The 20,211-nt window shown below is 69.9% G+C and carries 16 protein-coding genes; 8 read left to right on the top strand and 8 right to left on the bottom strand.

Annotated elements, in window-relative coordinates; translation table 11 throughout:
• Positions 1-5: 5 nt before the first annotated feature.
• The 4 genes from VJ693_RS11885 to glyQ are packed head-to-tail and all read right to left on the bottom strand — an operon-like array spanning position 6 to position 4,415.
• Complete coding sequence (locus VJ693_RS11885; protein WP_324154360.1) at positions 6-755, bottom strand: lysophospholipid acyltransferase family protein; 750 nt, start codon at positions 753-755, stop codon at positions 6-8.
• A 20-nt stretch (positions 756-775) separates the two neighbouring features.
• On the bottom strand, positions 776-1,360 hold the full coding sequence (gmhB, locus tag VJ693_RS11880; RefSeq protein WP_324154358.1) for a D-glycero-beta-D-manno-heptose 1,7-bisphosphate 7-phosphatase: 585 nt from the start codon (positions 1,358-1,360) through the stop codon (positions 776-778).
• A gap of 16 nt (positions 1,361-1,376) precedes the next feature.
• Positions 1,377-3,479 (bottom strand): glycine--tRNA ligase subunit beta, encoded by a 2,103-nt coding sequence (glyS, locus tag VJ693_RS11875; RefSeq protein ID WP_324154356.1) that lies wholly within the window; start codon positions 3,477-3,479, stop codon positions 1,377-1,379.
• 3 nt (positions 3,480-3,482) lie between these two features.
• Complete coding sequence (glyQ, locus tag VJ693_RS11870; protein WP_324154354.1) at positions 3,483-4,415, bottom strand: glycine--tRNA ligase subunit alpha; 933 nt, start codon at positions 4,413-4,415, stop codon at positions 3,483-3,485.
• 227 nt (positions 4,416-4,642) lie between these two features.
• Here glyQ and VJ693_RS11865 point away from each other — a divergent pair, with 227 nt between their 5' ends.
• Entirely contained in the window at positions 4,643-5,119 is a 477-nt protein-coding gene (locus VJ693_RS11865) for a hypothetical protein (RefSeq protein ID WP_324154352.1), read from the top strand.
• A 10-nt stretch (positions 5,120-5,129) separates the two neighbouring features.
• Here VJ693_RS11865 and lnt read toward each other — a convergent pair whose 3' ends face one another.
• Together lnt and VJ693_RS11855 are read right to left on the bottom strand one after the other, a co-directional pair.
• Complete coding sequence (gene lnt / locus VJ693_RS11860; protein ID WP_324154351.1) at positions 5,130-6,653, bottom strand: apolipoprotein N-acyltransferase; 1,524 nt, start codon at positions 6,651-6,653, stop codon at positions 5,130-5,132.
• A complete protein-coding gene (locus tag VJ693_RS11855) occupies positions 6,650-7,579 on the bottom strand; it encodes an HlyC/CorC family transporter (RefSeq protein ID WP_414652265.1) in 930 nt (309 codons plus the stop codon). The genes lnt and VJ693_RS11855 overlap by 4 nt, the downstream gene beginning before the upstream one ends.
• A gap of 242 nt (positions 7,580-7,821) precedes the next feature.
• Between VJ693_RS11855 and VJ693_RS11850 the strand changes: the two genes are divergently transcribed.
• The 5 genes from VJ693_RS11850 to hslU all read left to right on the top strand — a co-directional run bounded on the left by VJ693_RS11850 (position 7,822) and on the right by hslU (position 13,569).
• Positions 7,822-8,859, top strand: a complete 1,038-nt coding sequence (locus tag VJ693_RS11850) for a GTP-binding protein (RefSeq protein ID WP_324154350.1) — start codon at positions 7,822-7,824, stop codon at positions 8,857-8,859.
• A 412-nt stretch (positions 8,860-9,271) separates the two neighbouring features.
• Positions 9,272-9,751 carry an RNA polymerase-binding protein DksA gene (gene dksA / locus VJ693_RS11845; protein ID WP_324154349.1) on the top strand — a complete coding sequence of 160 codons (480 nt, stop codon included), beginning with the start codon at positions 9,272-9,274 and terminating at the stop codon, positions 9,749-9,751.
• Between the two features lie 20 nt (positions 9,752-9,771).
• Positions 9,772-11,649 carry an STAS domain-containing protein gene (locus VJ693_RS11840; protein ID WP_324154347.1) on the top strand — a complete coding sequence of 626 codons (1,878 nt, stop codon included), beginning with the start codon at positions 9,772-9,774 and terminating at the stop codon, positions 11,647-11,649.
• Positions 11,650-11,704: 55 nt separating this feature from the next.
• Positions 11,705-12,256, top strand: coding sequence for an ATP-dependent protease subunit HslV (gene hslV / locus VJ693_RS11835; RefSeq protein ID WP_324154346.1), 552 nt, complete (start codon positions 11,705-11,707; stop codon positions 12,254-12,256).
• Positions 12,253-13,569 (top strand): ATP-dependent protease ATPase subunit HslU, encoded by a 1,317-nt coding sequence (gene hslU / locus VJ693_RS11830; RefSeq protein WP_324154344.1) that lies wholly within the window; start codon positions 12,253-12,255, stop codon positions 13,567-13,569. The genes hslV and hslU overlap by 4 nt, the downstream gene beginning before the upstream one ends.
• A 113-nt stretch (positions 13,570-13,682) precedes the next feature.
• Here hslU and VJ693_RS11825 read toward each other — a convergent pair whose 3' ends face one another.
• Positions 13,683-14,450 carry a type III pantothenate kinase gene (locus tag VJ693_RS11825; protein WP_324154342.1) on the bottom strand — a complete coding sequence of 256 codons (768 nt, stop codon included), beginning with the start codon at positions 14,448-14,450 and terminating at the stop codon, positions 13,683-13,685.
• A 173-nt stretch (positions 14,451-14,623) separates the two neighbouring features.
• On the opposite strand from VJ693_RS11825, the gene icmF reads away from it, so the two are divergent.
• Both icmF and VJ693_RS11815 read left to right on the top strand, forming a co-directional pair.
• Positions 14,624-17,941 (top strand): fused isobutyryl-CoA mutase/GTPase IcmF, encoded by a 3,318-nt coding sequence (gene icmF / locus VJ693_RS11820; RefSeq protein ID WP_324154341.1) that lies wholly within the window; start codon positions 14,624-14,626, stop codon positions 17,939-17,941.
• A gap of 166 nt (positions 17,942-18,107) precedes the next feature.
• Positions 18,108-19,187, top strand: a complete 1,080-nt coding sequence (locus VJ693_RS11815; protein ID WP_324154339.1) for a GGDEF domain-containing protein — start codon at positions 18,108-18,110, stop codon at positions 19,185-19,187.
• On the opposite strand, the gene VJ693_RS11810 is transcribed toward VJ693_RS11815, so the two are convergent.
• Complete coding sequence (locus VJ693_RS11810) at positions 19,162-20,097, bottom strand: sigma-70 family RNA polymerase sigma factor (RefSeq protein WP_324154337.1); 936 nt, start codon at positions 20,095-20,097, stop codon at positions 19,162-19,164. The genes VJ693_RS11815 and VJ693_RS11810 overlap by 26 nt on opposite strands.
• Between the last annotated feature and the right edge of the window lie 114 nt (positions 20,098-20,211).

Here is a 20,211-nt window from a genome sequence, read left to right as displayed (position 1 = left end):
AGCGCTCAGTACGCCTCGGGGTCGAGCCGGCGCATCTCGGCCTCGATCCAGGCCTCGACCTCACGCATCAATTCGTCGGGCTGGCGGCCCTGCACGGGGATCGGCTGGCCGATCGAGACGTCGATCACGCCCGGGCGCAGCAGAAAGCTCTTGCGCGGCCAGCAGCGCGCCGAGGTCACGGCGATCGGCACGATCGGCGTGCCGGCGCTGATCGCCAGGCGCGACGCGCCGGTCTTGTAGGTGCCCTGCTGGCCGCGCGGGGTGCGCGTGCCCTCGGGGAACATGATGACCCAGCTGCCCTGGGCCATGTAGCGCTTGCCCTGCTCGGCGACCTTGCTCCACGCTTCGGTGCGCCGGCTGCGGTCGATGTGGATCATGTCCAGGCTGCCGATCGCCCAGCCGAAAAACGGGATCCACAGCAGCTCGCGCTTGAACACGTAGCACAGCGGGTGGGGCATCAACATCGGGAAGGCAAAGGTCTCCCAGGTCGACTGGTGCTTCGGCGCGAGCAGCACCGCAGCGCGCGCGTCGGCCGCGGTGGGCACGTTGTCCATGCCGTGGACCTGCCAACACACGCCGCAGATCACGCGCGCGCCCCAGATGGCGACGGCGAGCCAGCGGGCGCAGACCCAGTACAGCGGCGTGCCGCGCACGAAGACCGACATCAGCACGACGAAGCTCGCCCAGGGCACCACCGTCACGGCCAACCAGAGGAAGAACAGCGCCGAGCGCAGGATCCAGCCGAGGCGTTGCATGGACAAGCAGAACCGGGGCGTCAGACGGCGAAGCGCGCGGCCAGTTCCTGGTGCAGCAGATAGCTGGCGAAGGCGGGCAGGTCGTCGTGCACGACGGTGCCCGGCACGCTGGCGAGCCACTGCGCCAGCTCGCCGTCACCCACCAGGCTCGCGCGGCCGGTGCGCACGAGGTGCGGCGGGCAGCCCGCCGCGCGCGCGGCCTGCAGATCGCGCAGCGTGTCGGCCACCATCGGCACCTGGGCCAGGGAGGTGCCATAGCGCTCGGCGATGTCGAGCATCATGCCCGGCAGCGGCTTGCGGCAGTCGCAGTTCTCTTCCCGCGTGTGCGGGCAGAAGAACACCGCGTCGAGCCGGCCACCCTTGGCCGCCAGCATCTTCATCATCTGCAGGTGCACGGCATTGACCGCGGCCATGTCGATCATGCCGCGGCCGATGCCGGCCTGGTTGGTCGCGACCACGACGTGCCAGCCGGCGTGGTTGAGCCTGGCCACCGCCTCCAGCGCGCCGGGGATCGGCTCCCACTCGGCCGGCTCCTTGACGTGGTCCTCTCGGAACCGGTTCAGGATGCCGTCGCGGCCGAGGATGACGAGCTTGGGGGCTTGCATGGCCTTGGGCACCGGGTCAGGCCGCCAGGCGCGACAGGTCGGCCACGCGGTTCATCGCCGCGTGCAGCCGGCCCAGCAGCGCCAGGCGGTTGGCGCGCAGCGCGGGGTCGTCGGCGTTGACCATCACGCCGTCGAAGAAGGCATCGACCGGGGACTTCAGCGCAGCGAGCTCGCGCAGCGAGCCGGTGTAGTCGCCGCGGGCGAACAGCGCGTCCGAGCCTGGCTGCACGGCCCCGAGCGCATCGGCCAGCGCGCGTTCGGCGGCTTCGCCGAGCAGGCGGTCCTGCACCTCGGTGGGCAGCTCGCCCTCGACCTTTTTCAGGATGTTGCCCACGCGCTTGTTGGCCGCGGCCAGCGAGGCCGCTTCCGGCAGCGAGGCGAAGGCGCGCACGGCCTCGAGCCGCTTCTTCACGTCGGCCAGGCGCTGGGGCGCGAGCGCCAGCACCGCGTCGACCTCCTGTGCCGAGTAGCCCTGCTCGCGCAACTGGCCGCCCAGGCGCTCGGCGAAGAAGGCCTGCAGCGCGGCGCTCGGATCCTGGATCAGCGGGCCGAAGACCGGCACCGCGGCGGCGATCAGCGCATCGAGCGACAGCGGCAGCTCGCGCTCGACCAGCATGCGGATCACGCCCAGCGCGTGGCGGCGCAGCGCGAACGGGTCCTTGTCGCCGGTGGGCAGCTGGCCGATGCCGAACAGGCCGACCAGCGTTTCCAGCTTGTCGGCCAGCGCGACCACCAGGCCGACGTCGTTGCGCGGCAGCTCGTCGCCGGCGAAGCGCGGCTTGTAGTGGTCTTCGATCGCGAAGGCGATCGCCTCCGGCTCGCCGTCGTGGCGGGCGTAGTAGCCGCCCATGATGCCCTGCAGCTCGGGGAACTCGCCGACCATGTCGGTCAGCAGGTCGGCCTTGGCCAGCAGGGCGGCGCGGTCGGCCTGCGCCGCAAGCGCCTCGCCACCGAGTTGCCCCGCGATCGCACGCGCGATCGCCATCACCCGCTGCACGCGCTCGCCCTGCGAACCGAGCTTGCCGTGGTAGACCACCTTGGCCAGCCCCAGCACGCGCGACTCGAGCGACTTCTTGCGGTCCTGGTCGAAGAAGAACTTCGCGTCGGCCAGGCGCGGGCGCACCACACGCTCGTTGCCGCCGACCACCGCGCTCGCGTCGGCCGGCCGGATGTTGCTGACGACGAGGAACTTATGGGTCAGCCTGCCTTGCGCGTCGAGCAGCGGGAAGTACTTCTGGTTTGCCTTCATCGTCAGGATGAGGCACTCCTGCGGCACGCCGAGGAACTCGGGCTCGAAGCGGCAGGTCAGCACGTTCGGCCGCTCGACCAGCGCGGTGACCTCGTCCAGCAGCGCCTCGTCGGCGATCGGTTGCAGGCCTTCGGCGGCGGCCGCGGCGTTCAGCTGGCGCACGATCTCGGCGCGGCGCTCGGCAAAACCGGCGATCACCGCGCCCTGCTCGGCCAGCTGCTCGGCGTAGCGCTCAGCGTGGGTGATCTCGACCTCCGGCACCGCCGCCTCGAAACGGTGGCCCAGCGTGCTGCGGCCGGCATTGAGGCCGAGCGCGTAGACACGCACGACCGCGTCGCCATGCAGTGCAACCAGCCCGTGCGCGGGGCGGACGAACTTCACGTCGCTCCAGCCATCGGCCAGCTGGTAGGTCATGACCTTGGGGATCGGCAGCTTGGCAATCGTCTCGTCGAGCGCCTTCTGCAGGCCTTCCTCCAGCGTCACGCCCTCGACCACGATGTCGAGGAACAGCGCCTCGGCCTTGCCGTCGGGCTGGCGCCTGAGCTGCGGCAGCACCTCGGCGCCCAGGCCCAGCCCGAGCAGCTTCTTCAGCAGCGCGGGCGTCGGCTCACCGGCGGCTGTCAGCGCCACCGACACCGGCATCAGCTTCTGCTGCACGGCGCGGTCGGCCGCCTTGGTGGCGACAGTCTTGACCTGCACGCCCAGGCGGCGCGGCGAGGCGAAGGGCGTCACCACCGCGTCGGACGGGGCCAGGCCTTGCGCCTGCAGGCTCGCGGCCAGCGTGCCGGCGAAGGCCTCGCCCAGCTTCTTCAGCGCCTTGGGCGGCAGCTCTTCGACGAAAAGTTCAACGAGGAGGGTTCGTGCGGTCATGGTTCAGGCCGCCTTCTTCTGCGCCGACTTCTCGGCAAGCTGGGCGGCGACCTCGTCGGCCCAGGCGCGCGGCGCGAGCGGGAAGCCCAGCCGGGCGCGGCTGTCGAGGTAGGCCTGCGCCACCGCGCGGGCCAGGTTGCGGATGCGGCCGATGTAGGCGGCGCGCTCGGTCACGCTGATCGCGCCGCGCGCGTCCAGCAGGTTGAAGGTGTGCGCGGCCTTCAGCAGCTGTTCGTAAGCCGGCAGCGCGAGTTGCTGGCTCATCAGGTACTGGCTCTGCTTCTCGTGCGCCCCGAAGGCGTGCAGCAGGAACTCCACATCGGAGTGCTCGAAGTTGTAGGTGCTCTGCTCGATCTCGTTCTGCAGGAACACGTCGCCGTACTTGATGCCGGGCGCGTACTGCAGGTCGTAGACGTTCTCGACGCCCTGCAGGTACATCGCCAGCCGCTCCAGGCCGTAGGTGATCTCGCCGGTGGCGGGCTTGCAGTCGATGCCGCCGACCTGCTGGAAGTAGGTGAACTGCGTGACCTCCATGCCGTTGAGCCAGACCTCCCAGCCCAGGCCCCAGCAGCCGAGCGTGGGGTTCTCCCAGTCGTCCTCGACGAAACGCACGTCGTTCTTCTTGAGGTCGAAGCCAAGCGCCTCGAGCGAGCCGAGGTAGAGCTCGAGGATGTTCGCCGGCGCGGGCTTGAGCACCACCTGGTACTGGTAGTAGTGCTGCAGGCGGTTCGGGTTCTGGCCATAGCGGCCGTCCTTGGGCCGGCGGCTGGGCTGCACGTAGGCGGCCTTCCAGGGCTCGGGGCCGAGCGCGCGCAGGAAGGTGGCGGTGTGGCTGGTGCCGGCGCCCACCTCCATGTCGTAGGGCTGCAGCAGCGCGCAGCCCTGGGCGTCCCAGTAGTCCTGCAGGCGAAGGATGAGTTGCTGAAAGGTGAGCATGGTGCGAAGGGGGGGCGCGCGCAGCGGGCGGCGCCCCGGGGGTCGACCGACGATTCTACGGTTGCAGGGGCGGTTCACCCCCTCGATCGCAGCCCCACGACTGCAGGGCCGCAGCACCCAGTGAGCGGGATGCACGGCGCAGGGCGGCTTTCCGATCATCGGCTCACCCTGCGGCCCGCTGCCGCAGGGGCCTACCCACCGCTTCATCACCCAGAGGAGATCCCCTCATGAAACTCGCACATGCCCTGATCCCCGCGCTGCTGCTGTCGCTGGCCGCCGGTGCCGCGTCGGCCAAGGTCCTGGCCAGCGCCACGCGCTCGAACAACTTCACCTACAACGTCGACAACACGCCGGTGCCGCTGAACGACGGCGGCAGCACCTCGATCGTGTTCAACGTCGCCAAGGCCGGCACCTACGCGCTGACCTACTCGGCCGAGTGCTCGGCCGACAACGGCGCGGCGACGAACTCCGGCTGGGTCCACCTGGACATCGAGGTCAACGCCGCGATCGTCGCGCCGACGGTCGGCAGCTCCGACGCGTTCTGCTCGCCCGACAACGTGGCCGGCTCCAGCGGCTGGGTACGGCCGTCGATCACCGTGCCGGTGCGGCTGGTGGCCGGCAACAACACGGTGCGCATCCTGGGCCGCTTCGTCGCGCCGGTGACCCTCGGCTGGCTGGGCGATTCGGCGCTGGTGATCCAGTAAGGGCGCGCTGTCAGCCGCCCGGGCCGCGCCGGCGCCACGGCGCGGCCCGCGCGGCGACCGCGGCCATCACGCAGGCGAGTGCGACCGCCCACAGCGGCCACAACCCGGCGGCCCCGAGCCAGCGGGCGTACGGCGTGGCGCCTCGCCGTCCCTCGACCGCGACGTCGAGCGTGGCCTGCGTCTCGGCCGGCAGCCGGGCCGTGACCACGCCGCGGTGGTCGACCACCGCGGTCGAGCCGGTGTTGGTCGCCCGCACCAGCGGCCGCTGGAACTCGAGCGCGCGCAGGCGCGAGAACTGCAGGTCCTGGTCCTGCACCATCCAGCGGCCGAACCAGGCCAGGTTGCTGACATTGACGAGGATGGTCGCCGCCTGCGGCCCTTCGCCGACGCTGGCCGCCATGTCTTCGCCGAACAGGTTCTCGTAGCAGACCAGCGGACGCAGCCGCTGTGCGCCGACCGTGAACGGCGCTTCGCGGTGACCGCGCGCCTGGTCGCCCAGCGGGATCTGCATCAGGTCGACGAACCAGCGAAAGCCCGGCGGCACGAACTCGCCGAAGGGCAGCAGGTGGCGCTTGCCATAGGTGTAGCCGTCGCCGCCGGCGGGCGAAACGCCGACCACCGAATTGACGTAGCCGTCGTTGTCGTTGCCGAGAAAGGTGCCGATCAGCGCCGCGCGGCCGCCCGCGCGAAACGGCGCGGTGAGCTGCTGCCAGTAGCCTTCGTCGAGCCGGTCCCTGGGCACCGGCAGCACCGACTCGGGCGTGACGACCAGCTGGCCGCGGGCGGCATGCAGCTGCACCTGCAGCGCGGCCATGTCGGCGGCGATCCGGTCCGGGTCGAATTTCAGATCCTGCGGCACGTTGGGCTGCAGCAGGCTCATGTGCAGCGTGCCGGTGGACACGGTGAACTCGCGCGGCGCCAGCGCCGGCAGACCGGGCAGCAACAGCGCCAGAGCCAGCAGCGCCCAGGGGCGGCCCGCCCCGGCCACCGGGCGCAGGCAGGCGGCCAGCGTGGCGGCCAGCAGCGCGGCGACCGCGCCGATGCCGTAGACGCCGATCCACGGCGCCAGCCCGGCCAGCGGGCCGCTGCTGTGCGCGTAACCCGAGGCGATCCACGGAAAGCCGGTCAGCCACTGCGCACGTGCCAGCTCGGCCAACAGCCAGGCCCCTGTGAACGCGAGCGCCGTCGCCGTCGGCGAGGTGGGCCGGCACCAGGCGACCAGGGCCATCGCCCCGGCCAGGTACAGCGACAGCGCGGCAGCCAGCAGCGCCACCGCCGGCGCCGCCAGCAGCGCCGGCATGCCGCCGTATTCGTGCATGCTGATGTAGAGCCACCACAGGCCCGAACTCAGCCACGCGAAGCCGAACACGAAGCCGCGCCAGGCGGCCAGGCGCGGCGCGGCGCCCTGCACGCCGGCCGCCAGCAGCGCGACCGCCAGGATCTGCAAGGGCCACCATTCGAGCGGCGCGAACGACGCCGTGTGCAGCGCGCCACCGGCCAGCAGTGCCGGCGTCCAGAACCCCAGCCGCTTCACGCTTCGGTGTCGGAGGCAGCCAACGGCTTCGGCAGTCGCTGGACCTTGAACCAGCGCACCGCGCCACCGCGCGTCAGCATCACCGAGAAGCGCAGGTTGGCCACCTCGACCGACTCGCCGCGGCGCGGCACCCGGCCCAGCTCATGGGCGATCAGGCCGCCGATGGTGTCGAAGTCCTGGTCGGGCAGGGCAATGCCGAAGGCCTCGTTGACCGAGCCGATCGAGGCGTCACCGGCCACGCGGTGCGTGCCGTCGGCCAGCGTGTAGACGGCGTCGGCGGCGTCGGCCACGTCGAATTCGTCCTCGATCTCGCCGACGATCTCTTCCAGCACATCCTCGATCGTCAGCAGCCCTGCCGTGTTGCCGAACTCGTCGATCACGATCGCGAGGTGGTTGCGGTTGGTGCGGAAATCGCGCAGCAGCTCGTTCAGGCCCTTGCTCTCGGGCACGAAGACCGCCGGGCGCAGCAGCGTGCGCAGGTTGAGCTCGGGTGCACGCTGCAGCTTGAGCAGGTCCTTCGCGAGCAGGATGCCGATGATGTTGTCGCGCGAGCCCTCGGTGACCGGAAAGCGCGAGTGGCCGGTGTCGATCACCAGGGCCAGCAGCTCGTCGTAGGGGGCGTCGATGTCGAGCAGGTCCATCCGCGGCGCGGCGACCATCACGTCGCCGGCCACCATGTCGGCCATGCGCAGCACGCCTTCGAGCATCGCGCGCGACTGCGGCTCGATCAGCTCGCGATGCTCGGCCTCGGCGAGCGTCTCGATCAGCTCGTCCTTGGAATCCGGGCCGGGCGAGATGAACTCGACCAGGCGCTCGAACAGCGTTCGCCTCTCCGACCGCTCGTGCGTGTCGCCGGGGTCGCCCCGGTGGGCATGGGCGCTTCTTCTCGGCGCCGCGGGGGGGCGGGGTGGCTGGGGTTCGGACACGAGGGTGCCGGCAATGATGGGGAAACAAGGATACCCGAAGCCCCCGGCCCCGGACCCCTGGCACGCCCGCCCGGCCGGCGCGGACGGCCAGATCTTGAATGCGGCGGGCACACCCCCATATCGCGCCCATGGCAGCCCATGCCCTGGCGCTTGACAGGCTATGGTCGCTGCGACAGAGTCCATGCCCCGACCGCCGGCCCCGGCGGCCGCGGCGCTTTCAAGCCGCCCTTGCCTGCCCCACCATGTCCCTGATCCCCGCCACCATCCTCACCGGCTTCCTCGGTTCCGGCAAAACCACCCTGCTCAAGCGGGTGCTGACCGAAGCCCATGGCCAGAAGATCGCCGTCATCGAGAACGAATTCGGCGAAGAGAACATCGATACCGACATCCTGGTCACCGAGAGCAAGGAGCAGGTGATCCAGATGAGCAACGGCTGCGTCTGCTGCACGATCCGCGAGGATCTGCGCTCGACGCTGGCCGACCTGGCCGCCCGCCGCCGCAAGGGCGAGCTCGACTTCGAGCGGGTGGTCATCGAGACCACGGGCCTGGCCGACCCCGGCCCGGTCGCGCAGACCTTCTTCATGGACGACGAGGTGGCCGAAAGCTACCTGCTCGATTCCATCCTGACGCTGGTCGACGCCAAGCACGCCGACGACCAGCTCGACACCCGCCAGGAAGCCCGCCGCCAGGTGGGCTTCGCCGACCAGATCTTCATCAGCAAGACCGACCTGGTCGACGAGGTGGTGGTGGACGACCTGGTGCACCGCCTGAAGCACATGAACCCGCGCGCGCCCCAGCGCCGGGTCAACTTCGGCGACGTGCCGCTGTCGTCGGTGTTCGACCTGAAGGGCTTCAACCTCAACGCCAAGCTCGACATCGACCCCGAGTTCCTCAGCGAGCAGGGGCACGATCATGATCATGACCACGATCACGATCACGAGCATGGCGAGCACTGCGACCACCCGCACCACCACCATCACGACGACGATGTGAAATCGTTCGTCTTTCGTGCCGACAAGCCCCTGAACCCGGCCAAGCTGGAGGATTTTCTCGGCGCGATCGTGCAGGTCTACGGGCCCAAGATGCTGCGCTACAAAGGCGTGCTGCACCTCAAGGGCAGCGACCGCAAGGTCATCTTCCAGGGCGTGCACCAGCTGATGGGCAGCGATCTGGGCCCGAAATGGGCACCTGGCGAGAAAAAGACCAGCAAGATGGTCTTCATCGGCATCGATCTGCCGAAAGACATCCTGCTGCAGGGCCTGGAGGGCTGCCTCGCCTGAAAAAGACGGGCTTGCGAAGGCATCGCATGGCTACAATCCGCGCGCCCGAAACGTGGCGGTTGCACCACAAGCAGCCCCTCTCAAGGGGTATAACCGCCATATCCCATGCCATGTGGTGAGGAGACGGACCGTGAGCAAGACACCGGCGAAAAGCGCCGCCCCCGAGAAGGAGAGCGCGAAAAAGCCCGCCGCTGCATCCAAGCCTGCCGCCAAGGCGGCTCCGACCAAGGCCCCGACCGTGAAATCCGCCGCTGACGCACCCGCCAAGCCCGCCCCCAGCAAGGCGGCGCAGTCCAAGATAGCCGCTGAGGCCCCCGTCCCGGTTCGAGCGCACGCCCCGACCCCCTCCACCGCCAGCTTTACCGACCGCTTCGCCCCGGCGAAGCCGACGACCAAGACCTACCCCGAACCGATGAATGCTGTGAAGACCGCCGCCAAGGCGGACCCGAAGCTCGCCAACGCCTGGAAGACCAAGGCGGGGCGCGACCTGACCGAGGCCGAGCTGCTGGCGATGCCGGAGTCCGAGTACATGAACGAGAAGCAGCTGGAGTTCTTCCGCAGCCGCCTGCAGGAGCAGAAGGACGCGCTGCTGTCGAACGCCGGCGAGACGACCGAGCACCTGCGCGAAGACACCTCCATCGTGCCCGACCCGGCCGACCGCGCGACGATCGAGGAAGAGCATGCGCTGGAGCTGCGCACCCGCGACCGCGAGCGCAAGCTGCTGAAGAAGATCTCCCAGTCGCTCGCCCGCATCGAGGCCGGCGACTACGGCTATTGCGACGAGACCGGCGAGCCGATCGGTCTGGGCCGCTTGCTGGCCCGCCCGACCGCCACGCTTTCGCTCGAGGCGCAGCAGCGCCGCGAGATGAAGCAGAAGATGTTCGGCGACTGAAGTCGCGAGCCCCCACGCCCATGTCGAACGGCAACGACGGCGGTGAAGGCATCCTGCGCCGCGTCGTGCGCACGATCGCCGGGCCCGCGCGCGAGTTGATCCAGCGCGCCGAGGACAGCCGCCTCAGCCAGTTCGCCGATTCCGATCGGGCCGAACTGAAGGCGATGATCGAGCGCAAGCGGCGCAACGATTTCGTGCGCAAGCGCGAGCTCGACATGCTGCGCCGCATCCGGCGCGAGGGTCTGACGCCCGAGCAGGCCGCGGCGCTGGCCAACTCCAACCTCGACGATGTCGATGGGCGTTCGAGCCGCCCGTCCGCGCTGGCCGAAGGCACGGTCAAGGCCAAGATCGACGCGATCGAAAAGCAGATGGTCGGTATCGCGCCGCCGTCTTCGCGGCCGCTGTCGCTGCCGCCCGTCCCGGCGGCCGTGTCGAGCCGGCCGGCACGCCTGCGTGTGCCGCCCCCGGTGCTGACCCAGTCGCTCGATTCGGGCGCGACGGTGCCGCTGGATCTTCGCCCCGATGCGCCGGCGGCCACCAAGGCGCCACCGGCCGCGGTCGTGGTGGAGCCCGCAGCGGCGCCCGCCGTGCCGGCCGCCCCCTTGCCGGCGCCCGCGCCCGTTCCCGCACCGCCTGCGGCGCGCGAGCTGCCGCCACTGGCCTTCGACCTCGAGCCCTTCACGCCCGCGCCGGCCCCCGGCCCCGCACCGAGCGTCCCGAAGGCATCGGCGGCGGCCGTCCCGACCGCGCCGGCGCCGGCCGCTTCCCCCGCTGTGCGCCCGGCGGCGGCGCGTTTGCCGGCCGCCGACCTGCCCGAGGTCGAGGTGCTGGAGATCCAGCACGACCCCGAGTTGGATGAAGCGGTCATCGCGTTCGCCAACGCCGATTTCACGCACAGCGAACGGGTGTTGGTGCAGATGACCGGCGCGGGCGGTCCGCGACAGCATCACGAGGACACCTGGCTCGTGCTGTTCGACCTGTACCGTGCCACCGGCCAGCAGCAGCGCTTCGAGGCGCTGTCGCTCGCCTTCGCCGAGCAGTGCGGGCGCTCGCCGCCGCAGTGGTATTCGCTGCCGCGGCTGCTGTCCGATGCGACCGCGCCGCAGCGCGCCGCCGGCGCCGACAACGGCCAGGTCGGCTGGGTCTGCCCGGCACGGCTGGACAGCGACGGCCTGTCGTTACTCGCTTCCCAGTTGCTGCAACTGCCGCAGCCATGGGTGCTCGACTGGACGCAGCTGAAGCGCATCGAACCCGACGCCGCGGCCGCGCTGCGCGACCAGTTCCAGCGCTGGGCCAGCGAAAAGCTCGCGATGCGCTGGCTGGCCGCGGACAAGCTGTTCGAGGTGCTGCAGGAGGCGGCGCCGGTCGGCGTGCGCGATGCCGACCCGGCGTTCTGGCTGGCGCGGCTCGATGCACTTCGCCTGGTCAACCGGCCCGACCAGTTCGACGACGTGGCGATCGACTACTGCGTCACCTACGAGGTCTCGCCGCCGAGCTGGGAAGCCACCCGCTGCACGGTGCGCGTCAGCGGCCCGTCGGCCAACACCCGCTCGGCGATCCTGTCCTCGGTCGGCGATGCGGTCACCTCGCTGATGGACGACGGCCACGGCGAGGTCGAGGTCACGACGCTCGAGATCTCCGGCCAGCTCGCCGGCGACCAGGGCCCGCTGATCAGGCACCTCGACCAGCGGCTGGGCGACTCCAAGGTGCTGCGCATTTCCTGTGCGCTGCTGATCCGCGTCGATTTCGTCGCCGCCGGCGACCTGCTGAACTGGGTGATCGCCAAGCGCGCCGAAGGCCGCCAGATCACCTTCTTCGACGTGAACCGCCTGGTCGCGCTGATGTTCGGTGCGATGGGCATCAACGAGCACGTGTCGACCCAGCTCCGACAGAGCTGACGCGGCCGCGGGCCGTGGCATGCTGCGGCCTTTCTCGTCTCTCTTGCTTTTCCCGATGGACTCCTACCACGGCACGACGATCATCAGCGTGCGCCGCCAATTGCCCGACGGCCGCTGGCAGGTCGCGCTCGGCGGCGACGGCCAGGTGACGCTGGGCAACACCGTCGTCAAGGCCAGCGCGCGCAAGGTGCGCCGGCTGCATCACGACAAGGTGCTGGCCGGCTTCGCCGGGGCGACGGCCGACGCCTTCACCCTCTTCGAACGATTCGAGTCGAAGCTCGAGAAGCACTCGGGGCACCTGGTGCGCGCGGCGATCGAGCTGACACGCGACTGGCGCACCGACAAGGTCTTGCGCAACCTCGAGGCCATGCTGGCCGTGGCCGACCGTGACGCGTCCTTGATCATCACCGGCAACGGCGACGTGCTCGAGCCCGAGTACGGCCTGGTCGCCATCGGCTCCGGCGGCCCCTACGCCCAGGCGGCCGCCCGCGCGCTGCTGGCGCACAGCGAGATGAGCGCGCCCGACATCGTCAAGCGCTCGCTGGAAATCGCCGGCGACATCTGCATCTACACGAACCAGAACCACACGATCGAGGTATTGGAATGAGCATGACCCCGAGAGAGATCGTCTCGGAGCTCGACCGCCACATCGTCGGCCAGAACGAGGCCAAGCGCGCCGTCGCGATCGCGCTGCGCAACCGCTGGCGGCGCCAGCAGGTCGAACCCGGCCTGCGGGCCGAGATCACGCCGAAGAACATCCTGATGATCGGGCCGACCGGCGTCGGCAAGACCGAGATCGCGCGCCGCCTGGCCCGCCTGGTCGACGCGCCGTTCATCAAGGTCGAGGCCACCAAGTTCACCGAGGTGGGCTACGTGGGCAAGGATGTCGACTCGATCGTGCGCGACCTGGTCGAGGTCGCTATCAAGCAAGAGCGGGCGGCGGCGCTGGCCCGGGGCCGGCTGCGCGCCGAGGAGGCCGCCGAGGAGCGTGTGCTCGACGTGCTGGTGCCGCCGCCACGCCACGGCGAGGCCGCCGGGGTCGACAACACCGCGCGCCAGGTGATGCGCAAGCGCCTGCGCGAAGGCGCGCTGGCCGACCGGGAGATCGAGCTGGAGATTGCCGAGGGCCGGCCCGGCATGGAGATCATGACCCCGCCCGGCATGGAGGAGATGGCCGAGCAGTTGAAGGGCCTGTTCTCGCAGATGGGCCAGCCGCGCAAGGCCACGCGCAAGCTGCGCATCGCCGAGGCCTTGAAGGTGCTGACCGACGAGGAAGCGGCCAAGCTCGTCAACGACGAGGACCTGCGCACCACGGCGCTGGCCAACGCCGAACAGAACGGCATCGTCTTCATCGACGAGATCGACAAGGTCGCCACCCGGGCCAACACCCAGGGCGCCGATGTCTCGCGCCAGGGCGTGCAGCGCGACCTGCTGCCGCTGGTCGAGGGCACGACGGTCAACACCAAGCACGGCCTGGTCAAGACCGACCACATCCTGTTCATCGCCTCGGGCGCGTTCCACCTGTCCAAGCCCAGCGACCTGATCCCCGAGCTGCAGGGGCGCTTCCCGATCCGCGTCGAGCTGCAGGCGCTGTCGGTGGGTGATTTCGAAGCCATCCTCGGCAGCACGCAGGCCAACCTGATCCAGCAGTACCAGGCGTTGCTGGCCACCGAAGGCGTCACGTTGACGATCGCGCCCGATGCGGTGCACCGCCTGGCCGAGATCGCCTACGAGGTCAACGAGCGCACCGAGAACATCGGGGCGCGCCGGCTGGCCACGGTGCTAGAGCGCCTGCTCGACGAGCTGAGCTTCGATGCGCCGCAACGCAGCGGCGAGACCGTGACGATCGACGCCGCGGCGGTGTCAGCCAAGCTCGGCGAGCTCGCCCGCAACGAGGATCTGTCGCGCTACATCCTGTGACAACCGGCGCTCCGCAGGAGCCGCCGCTTCAAGTGGCGTGCGCGGACCCGGCTTCGCCGGTCCGCTGCGCGAGCCCCCTCGGGGGGCAGCGACCGGAAGGGAGCGTGGGGGCCCTATAACGCCAGCCGATGCGACTGGATCTGCAGCAGGCCGTCGAAGATCAGCGAGTCGATCAGCTCGTGCGGGTGGTCGATGTAGGGCGCGACCTTCCAGCCTGCGCCGCCGGTCACCAACACCACGGGCTCTTCGGCGCAGTGCTCGGCCAGGTGGCGGTACATGCGCTCGATGGCGCCGGTGATCGCGTAGGTGCCGCCGCTGGTCAGCGCGTCCGAGGTGTTGGCCGGGAAGCGCCGCACCTCGCCGGTGGGCACGCGCAGGCCGGCGGTGCCGCTTTCGAGGGCGCGCAGCATGATGCCGTGGCCGGGCAGGATCAGGCCGCCGAGAAACTTGCCGTCGGCGTCGAGGGCATCCACCGTCACCGCCGTGCCGATCATCACGACCAGCACCGGCCGCGCCGGCCCGCGCGCCATCGCATGGCCGCGCGCGCCGATCATCGCGACCCAGCGGTCGGCGCCGAGCCGGGCCGGGTGGTCGTAGCCATTGGTCACCCCGGCCTCATGCGGCGACGAGACCACCCAGCGCGGCGTCAGATCCCACAGCTCGAGCTGCTCCTCGACGCGGCGGCGCACGGCCTCGCCGGCGACCACGCAGCCCAGCATGCTGCGCGGCGCCGGGATCGCCTTCCAGTCCTTCTCGGCCAGTTCGTCGATCGTCTCGAGGAACACCGCGCCATGCGCCAGCAAGGCCGCACCCGGCTGTGGCGAGCCGTACAGCGCCCACTTCAGCCGCGTGTTGCCGATGTCGATGGCCAGGAAGCTCATGGGGGCGCAGCGTAACAGCCGCTTCATCACGCGGCCGCACAACCCGGGGGAAAACCCCGATCCCTGTCGAAGCCAGGCTGGCAGACTGCCCCAGGTCAAACGCTGGCATCATGCACAATTGACGTTTACGTAAACGTCAATCAATCCACCCTCCCGCTGCCCCGAGCCTTGCCATGACCGACCTGTCTGCCGAGTACAAAGCCCTGGCCGCCTACCGCCCGACGAACAAGGTGCGCTTCGTCACCGCCGCTTCGCTGTTCGACGGCCACGACGCCGCGATCAACATCATGCGGCGCATCCTGCAGGGCATGGGCGCGGAGGTGATCCACCTCGGCCACAACCGCTCGGTCGACGAGGTGGTGACCGCCGCGCTGCAGGAGGATGCGCAAGGCATCGCGGTGTCCAGCTACCAGGGCGGGCACAACGAATACTTCGGCTACATGGTCGAGCTGCTGCGCGCCCGCGGCGGCGCGCACATCCAGGTCTTCGGCGGCGGCGGCGGCGTGATCGTGCCGGCCGAGATCCGCGCGCTGGCCGACCAGGGCGTGCGCATCTACAGCCCCGAGGACGGCCAGCGCATGGGGTTGCAGGGCATGATCGGCGAGATGCTGATGCGCGCCGACGCCGACCTGTCGGTGCACGCGCCGAAGACCGTGGAAGCGCTGCAGGGCCACTCGGAAGCCGCCTGGCGCGCGCTGGCCCAGGCGATCACCGCGCTGGAGAACGGCCGCGCCGACGCAGGCTTCGTCGCCTCGCTGCACGAGGCCGCGAAGGCCCGCCCGGCCCCGGTGCTGGGCATCACCGGCACGGGCGGCGCCGGCAAGTCCAGCCTGACCGACGAGCTGATCCGCCGCTTCCGCCTCGACCAGGATGATGCCCTGCGCATCGCCGTGATCTCGATCGACCCGTCGCGGCGCAAGAGCGGCGGCGCGTTGCTCGGCGACCGCATCCGCATGAACGCCATCGGGCCATGGGCCCGCCCTTCCGATTCTGGCCGTGGCGACACGGGGATGCGCGTCTACATGCGCTCGCTTGCCACGCGCGACACCGGCAGCGAGGTCAGCGCCGCGCTGCCCGACGTGATCGCTGCCGCGCGCGCGGCCGGCTTCGACCTGGTGATCGTCGAGACCTCCGGCATCGGCCAGGGCGATGCCGCCATCGTGCCGCTGGTCGACGTGCCGATGTACGTGATGACGCCCGAGTTCGGCGCCGCCAGCCAGCTTGAGAAGATCGACATGCTGGACTTCGCCGAGTTCGTCGCGATCAACAAGTTCGACCGCAAGGGCGCGGCGGACGCGCTGCGCGACGTCGCCAAGCAGGTGCAGCGCAACCGAGAGGCCTTCACGGTGCCGGCCGACCAGATGCCTGTCTACGGCACCATGGCCAGCCGCTTCAACGACGACGGCGTGACCGCGCTGTACCAGGCGCTGAAGGTTCGCCTGGCGGCCGCCGGCCTGTCGTTGGGCGAAGGCCGGCTGCCCGCGGTGAGCACGCGCCACAGCACGCACCAGACGCCGATCGTGCCGTCGGGGCGGGTGCGCTACCTGGCCGAGATCGCCGACACAGTGCGCGGCTACAAGGCCCGCGCCCGGGCGCAGGCCAAGCTGGCGCGCGAGATCCAGCAATTGCGCGAATCGAGCCGCATGCTGTTCGAGGCCATTCCCGACAAGCACCGCGCACGCGATGCGCTGGCCGAGCAGGCCGAAGTGCGCGAGGCGAAGCTGGGCAGCGACGCGAAGCACCTGCTCGCCCAGTGGCCCGACATGGTCAAGGCCTACGCCGGCGACGACTACGTGGTGAAGATCCGCGACAAGGAGATCCGCACCCGGCTCGTCCACACGACGCTGTCGGGCTCGAAGATCCGCAAGGTGGTGCTGCCGCGCTATGAGGACCATGGCGAGATCCTGGCGTGGCTGATGCTCGACAACGTGCCGGGCAGCTTCCCCTACACGGCCGGCGTGTTCGCGTTCAAGCGCGAGGGCGAGGACCCGACCCGCATGTTCGCCGGCGAGGGCGACGCCTTCCGCACCAACCGGCGCTTCAAGCTGGTCAGCGAAGGCCTGCCGGCCAAGCGCCTGTCGACCGCCTTCGACTCGGTCACGCTCTACGGCGCCGACCCGGCCCCGCGGCCCGACATCTACGGCAAGGTCGGCAACTCGGGCGTGTCGATCGCCACGCTCGACGACATGAAGGTGCTGTACTCGGGCTTCGACCTGTGCAGCCCGACGACCTCGGTGTCGATGACGATCAACGGGCCGGCGCCGAGCATCCTCGCGATGTTCATGAACACCGCGGTCGACCAGCAACTCGACAAGTTCCGCGCCGACAACCAGCGCGAGCCGACCGACACCGAGGCGGCCAAGATCAAGGAATGGGTGCTGGCCAACGTGCGTGGCACGGTGCAGGCCGACATCCTGAAGGAGGACCAGGGGCAGAACACCTGCATCTTCTCGACCGAGTTCTCGCTCAAGGTCATGGGCGACATCGCCGAGTATTTCGTGCACCACGACGTGCGCAACTTCTACTCGGTGTCGATCAGCGGCTACCACATCGCCGAAGCCGGCGCGAACCCGATCAGCCAGCTCGCCTTCACGCTGAGCAACGGCTTCACCTTCGTCGAAGCCTATCTCGCGCGCGGGATGCACATCGACGACTTCGCGCCCAACCTGAGCTTCTTCTTCAGCAACGGCATGGACCCGGAGTACACCGTGCTGGGCCGCGTCGCGCGCCGCATCTGGGCGGTGGCGATGCGCGACCGCTACGGCGCCAACGAGCGCAGTCAGAAGCTGAAGTACCACGTCCAGACCTCGGGGCGCAGCCTGCACGCGCAGGAGATCGCCTTCAACGACATCCGCACCACGCTGCAGGCGTTGATCGCGATCTACGACAACTGCAACTCGCTGCACACCAACGCCTACGACGAGGCGATCACGACGCCCACCGAGGAGTCGGTGCGCCGCGCGATGGCGATCCAGCTGATCATCAACCGCGAGTGGGGCCTGGCGAAGAACGAGAACCCGAACCAGGGCGCGTTCATCATCGACGAGCTGACCGAACTGGTCGAGGAAGCCGTGCTGGCCGAGTTCGAGAAGATCGCCGAGCGCGGCGGCGTGCTGGGCGCGATGGAAACCGGCTACCAGCGCTCGAAGATCCAGGAAGAGTCGATGCACTACGAGATGCAGAAGCACACCGGTGAGTACCCCATCATCGGCGTCAACACCTTCCGCAACCCGCATGGCGACCCGGTGCCCGACCACATCGAGCTGGCCCGCTCGACCGAGGAAGAAAAGCGCAGCCAACTGCAACGCCTGGGCGAGTTCCACAGCCGCCACGCGGCCGACGCCCCGGCGATGCTGCAACGCCTGAAGGATGCGGTGATCGCCAACCGCAATGTCTTCGAGGTGCTGATGGATGCCGTGCGCGTGTGCTCGCTGGGCCAGATCACCAGCGCGCTGTTCGAGGTCGGCGGGCAGTACCGGCGCAGCATGTAAGCGCCGCAACAGGCCGGGTTTCCCCCGGCGCTTCGACCGATCCGCCGGCCACGGGCGGGCCGAAAATCGACACGCGCCGGCCTGGCGACAAGCTGGCGTGCCCCTCGACATGCCGCTTGCCCAGTCCCGTGACCCCCTGCCGGCGCCAACGCGCCGTGCCGCGCCCTTGAGCCGTGAGCACGCGATGCTGCGCGGCCTGCTGCTGGCCGGCTGCGTTGCCATCGTGCTGATCTGGCTGATGGAGGCACTCAGAGGCGAACTGGCGCCATGGGATCGCTGGGCCTACCCCGCGCTGCTGGGCGCGCTCGCGCTGTGCGCCGGTCTGCTGACCTGGGCGCCGCGCCACGCCGACCTGGCGCGGGTCATCGCCGTCGCAGCCTTCAACGCCTACCCGCCGCTGGCGCTGTTCCAGGTTCTGTTCGGCACCGACGGGCCGCCCGACGAGTACCAGCTGCTGAGCAACCTGTACTGGCTGCCGATGGCCTACGGCACCGCCTTCATCTTCCTGACGATGCGGGCGGCCCTGGCGCTGTCGGCGCTCGTCTACGCCGCCACCTTCGGCGTGATCCTTTGGCACCTGGGCCGCAGCGAGGCGGCGCACTGGCCGGCCTACCTCGCGCCGATGATGAGCAACCTCGCGGTGGCGCAGGTGGTCTACGTCGTCGTGCTGCTGTCGGTGTCCCGCCTGCGGGCCGATTTCTACCGCAGCCAGGCCAAGGTGGAGGCGATGCACCAGGTCGCCTCGACCGATCCCTTGACCGGCCTGTTGAACCGAAGGGCCCTGTCGGACCATCTCGCGGCCGCCCGCTCGCTGGTGCAGCGCGGCGCGCAGCCGATGTCCGTCATCCTGATCGACGTGGACCACTTCAAGCAGATCAACGACCAGGGAGGCCACGCACTGGGCGACCAGGTCCTGATCGACCTGGCCGCCGGACTGCAGGCGCAGCTGCGGGCGTCGGACCGGCTCGGCCGCTGGGGCGGCGAGGAATTCCTGGTCATGGCGCCGGCCACCCCGCGGGCCCCGGCCGGCGAGCTGGCCGAACGCATCCGGCGCGCCATCGCCGAGACACCTTGCGCGGACGGCCGGCGCGTCACCCTGAGCCTGGGCGTCGCCGAATGCCGGCCCGACGACACGATCGACGCCTTGGTGCGGCGCGCCGACCGGGCGCTGTACGCCGCCAAGGCCGGCGGGCGCAACCGCGCCTGCATCGAGGGGGAGCTCAGCCCCAGCGCGTCGTCGGCGTGACCTCGATGTAGTCGTCGTCGCCCGGCGGCGGCTCGGCCCGGCCGCGCGTGGTGAGCACCTGCTCCATCATCTCGTTCCAGGCGTCGCGCGGATTGCTGTGCAGCTGCTCCTCACGCTGGCGCATCAGCTCGGCGAATTCCTCCGACGACTTGTCGGGGTAGCGGTCGGTCGCGCGGGCCGGCGCGTTGCCGAAGTGGATGGCCACGCGCCGCACGACCGAGTGATAGATCTGCGAGACCCGCGACGGCGTGACCTTCAGCGACTTGGCCACCTCCATCGGCGTCAGGCCGACGCCGAGGTAGGCATCGATCACCATGCGCTCGCGCTCGGGCAGGTCGGCGAAGAAGCTCTCGAGCCGGCGCATCACGATGCCGGTGTCGACCCGCGCCTCAACTTCTTCCTGCGGCGTGGCCGGGTGGAAGCGGTGGCTGTGGTCGCCGCCCTCCTCGCTGTCTTCGCCGTCGAGGTTGACCTGGTGGCGGCCCATCTGATCGGCCTGCATCAAGGCATGGATCTCGTCGGACGGCAGGCCCGTGGCCGCGGCAAGCTGGGTGTTGTTCGGCTCGACGCCATGCTGTTGGCGGTACCGCTCGCGGGCGATCTGGATGACCTTGATCTTGCGCCGCTCGCCGCGGCTGAGGTAGTCCATCTGGCGCAGTTCGTCGAGCATCGCGCCCTTCACGCGCATGCGCGCATAGCGCACGAAGGCCTCCTGCGCCTCCGGGCTGTCGCGATCGCCCGTCCACTCGAAGCTGACCGCCGCCTGGGCCACCGCAATCAGGCCGACCTGGATCAGGTCGGCGCGCTCGACATTGGCCGGCAGGTGCCGTACCAGCGCCTGTGCCTGCTTGCGAACCCAGGACTGGTTTTTGGCGATCAGGACCGAGGGAACTCCCTGCATCGAGATCATGGTGCTTGCATCATAGGGCGCGGCCCACTCCGGCTGGCCCACAAAAGTGGGGGGATATGCCGTCGATGCAGCACTTGCCGGCCACGGGGCAAGCGGTGTGCCACCGGCCGTCCC

Source organism: Ideonella sp. (assembly GCF_035254525.1).
In the GTDB taxonomy this organism is placed as follows: domain Bacteria; phylum Pseudomonadota; class Gammaproteobacteria; order Burkholderiales; family Burkholderiaceae_C; genus Ideonella.
The sequence above is the reverse complement of the archived record's forward strand: the minus strand, read 5'-3'. Positions and strand labels throughout refer to the sequence as shown.

What these genes read in the sequence shown, in the direction of transcription:
- VJ693_RS11885 (WP_324154360.1), bottom strand. Translation starts at nt 755, where the DNA reads ATGCAACGCCTCGGCTGGATCCTGCGCTCGGCGCTGTTCTTCCTCTGG.
- gmhB (WP_324154358.1), bottom strand. Translation starts at nt 1,360, where the DNA reads ATGCAAGCCCCCAAGCTCGTCATCCTCGGCCGCGACGGCATCCTGAAC.
- glyS (WP_324154356.1), bottom strand. Translation starts at nt 3,479, where the DNA reads ATGACCGCACGAACCCTCCTCGTTGAACTTTTCGTCGAAGAGCTGCCG.
- glyQ (WP_324154354.1), bottom strand. Translation starts at nt 4,415, where the DNA reads ATGCTCACCTTTCAGCAACTCATCCTTCGCCTGCAGGACTACTGGGAC.
- VJ693_RS11865 (WP_324154352.1), top strand. Translation starts at nt 4,643, where the DNA reads ATGAAACTCGCACATGCCCTGATCCCCGCGCTGCTGCTGTCGCTGGCC.
- VJ693_RS11850 (WP_324154350.1), top strand. Translation starts at nt 7,822, where the DNA reads ATGTCCCTGATCCCCGCCACCATCCTCACCGGCTTCCTCGGTTCCGGC.
- dksA (WP_324154349.1), top strand. Translation starts at nt 9,272, where the DNA reads ATGAATGCTGTGAAGACCGCCGCCAAGGCGGACCCGAAGCTCGCCAAC.
- VJ693_RS11840 (WP_324154347.1), top strand. Translation starts at nt 9,772, where the DNA reads ATGTCGAACGGCAACGACGGCGGTGAAGGCATCCTGCGCCGCGTCGTG.
- hslV (WP_324154346.1), top strand. Translation starts at nt 11,705, where the DNA reads ATGGACTCCTACCACGGCACGACGATCATCAGCGTGCGCCGCCAATTG.
- hslU (WP_324154344.1), top strand. Translation starts at nt 12,253, where the DNA reads ATGAGCATGACCCCGAGAGAGATCGTCTCGGAGCTCGACCGCCACATC.
- VJ693_RS11825 (WP_324154342.1), bottom strand. Translation starts at nt 14,450, where the DNA reads ATGAGCTTCCTGGCCATCGACATCGGCAACACGCGGCTGAAGTGGGCG.
- icmF (WP_324154341.1), top strand. Translation starts at nt 14,624, where the DNA reads ATGACCGACCTGTCTGCCGAGTACAAAGCCCTGGCCGCCTACCGCCCG.
- VJ693_RS11810 (WP_324154337.1), bottom strand. Translation starts at nt 20,097, where the DNA reads ATGATCTCGATGCAGGGAGTTCCCTCGGTCCTGATCGCCAAAAACCAG.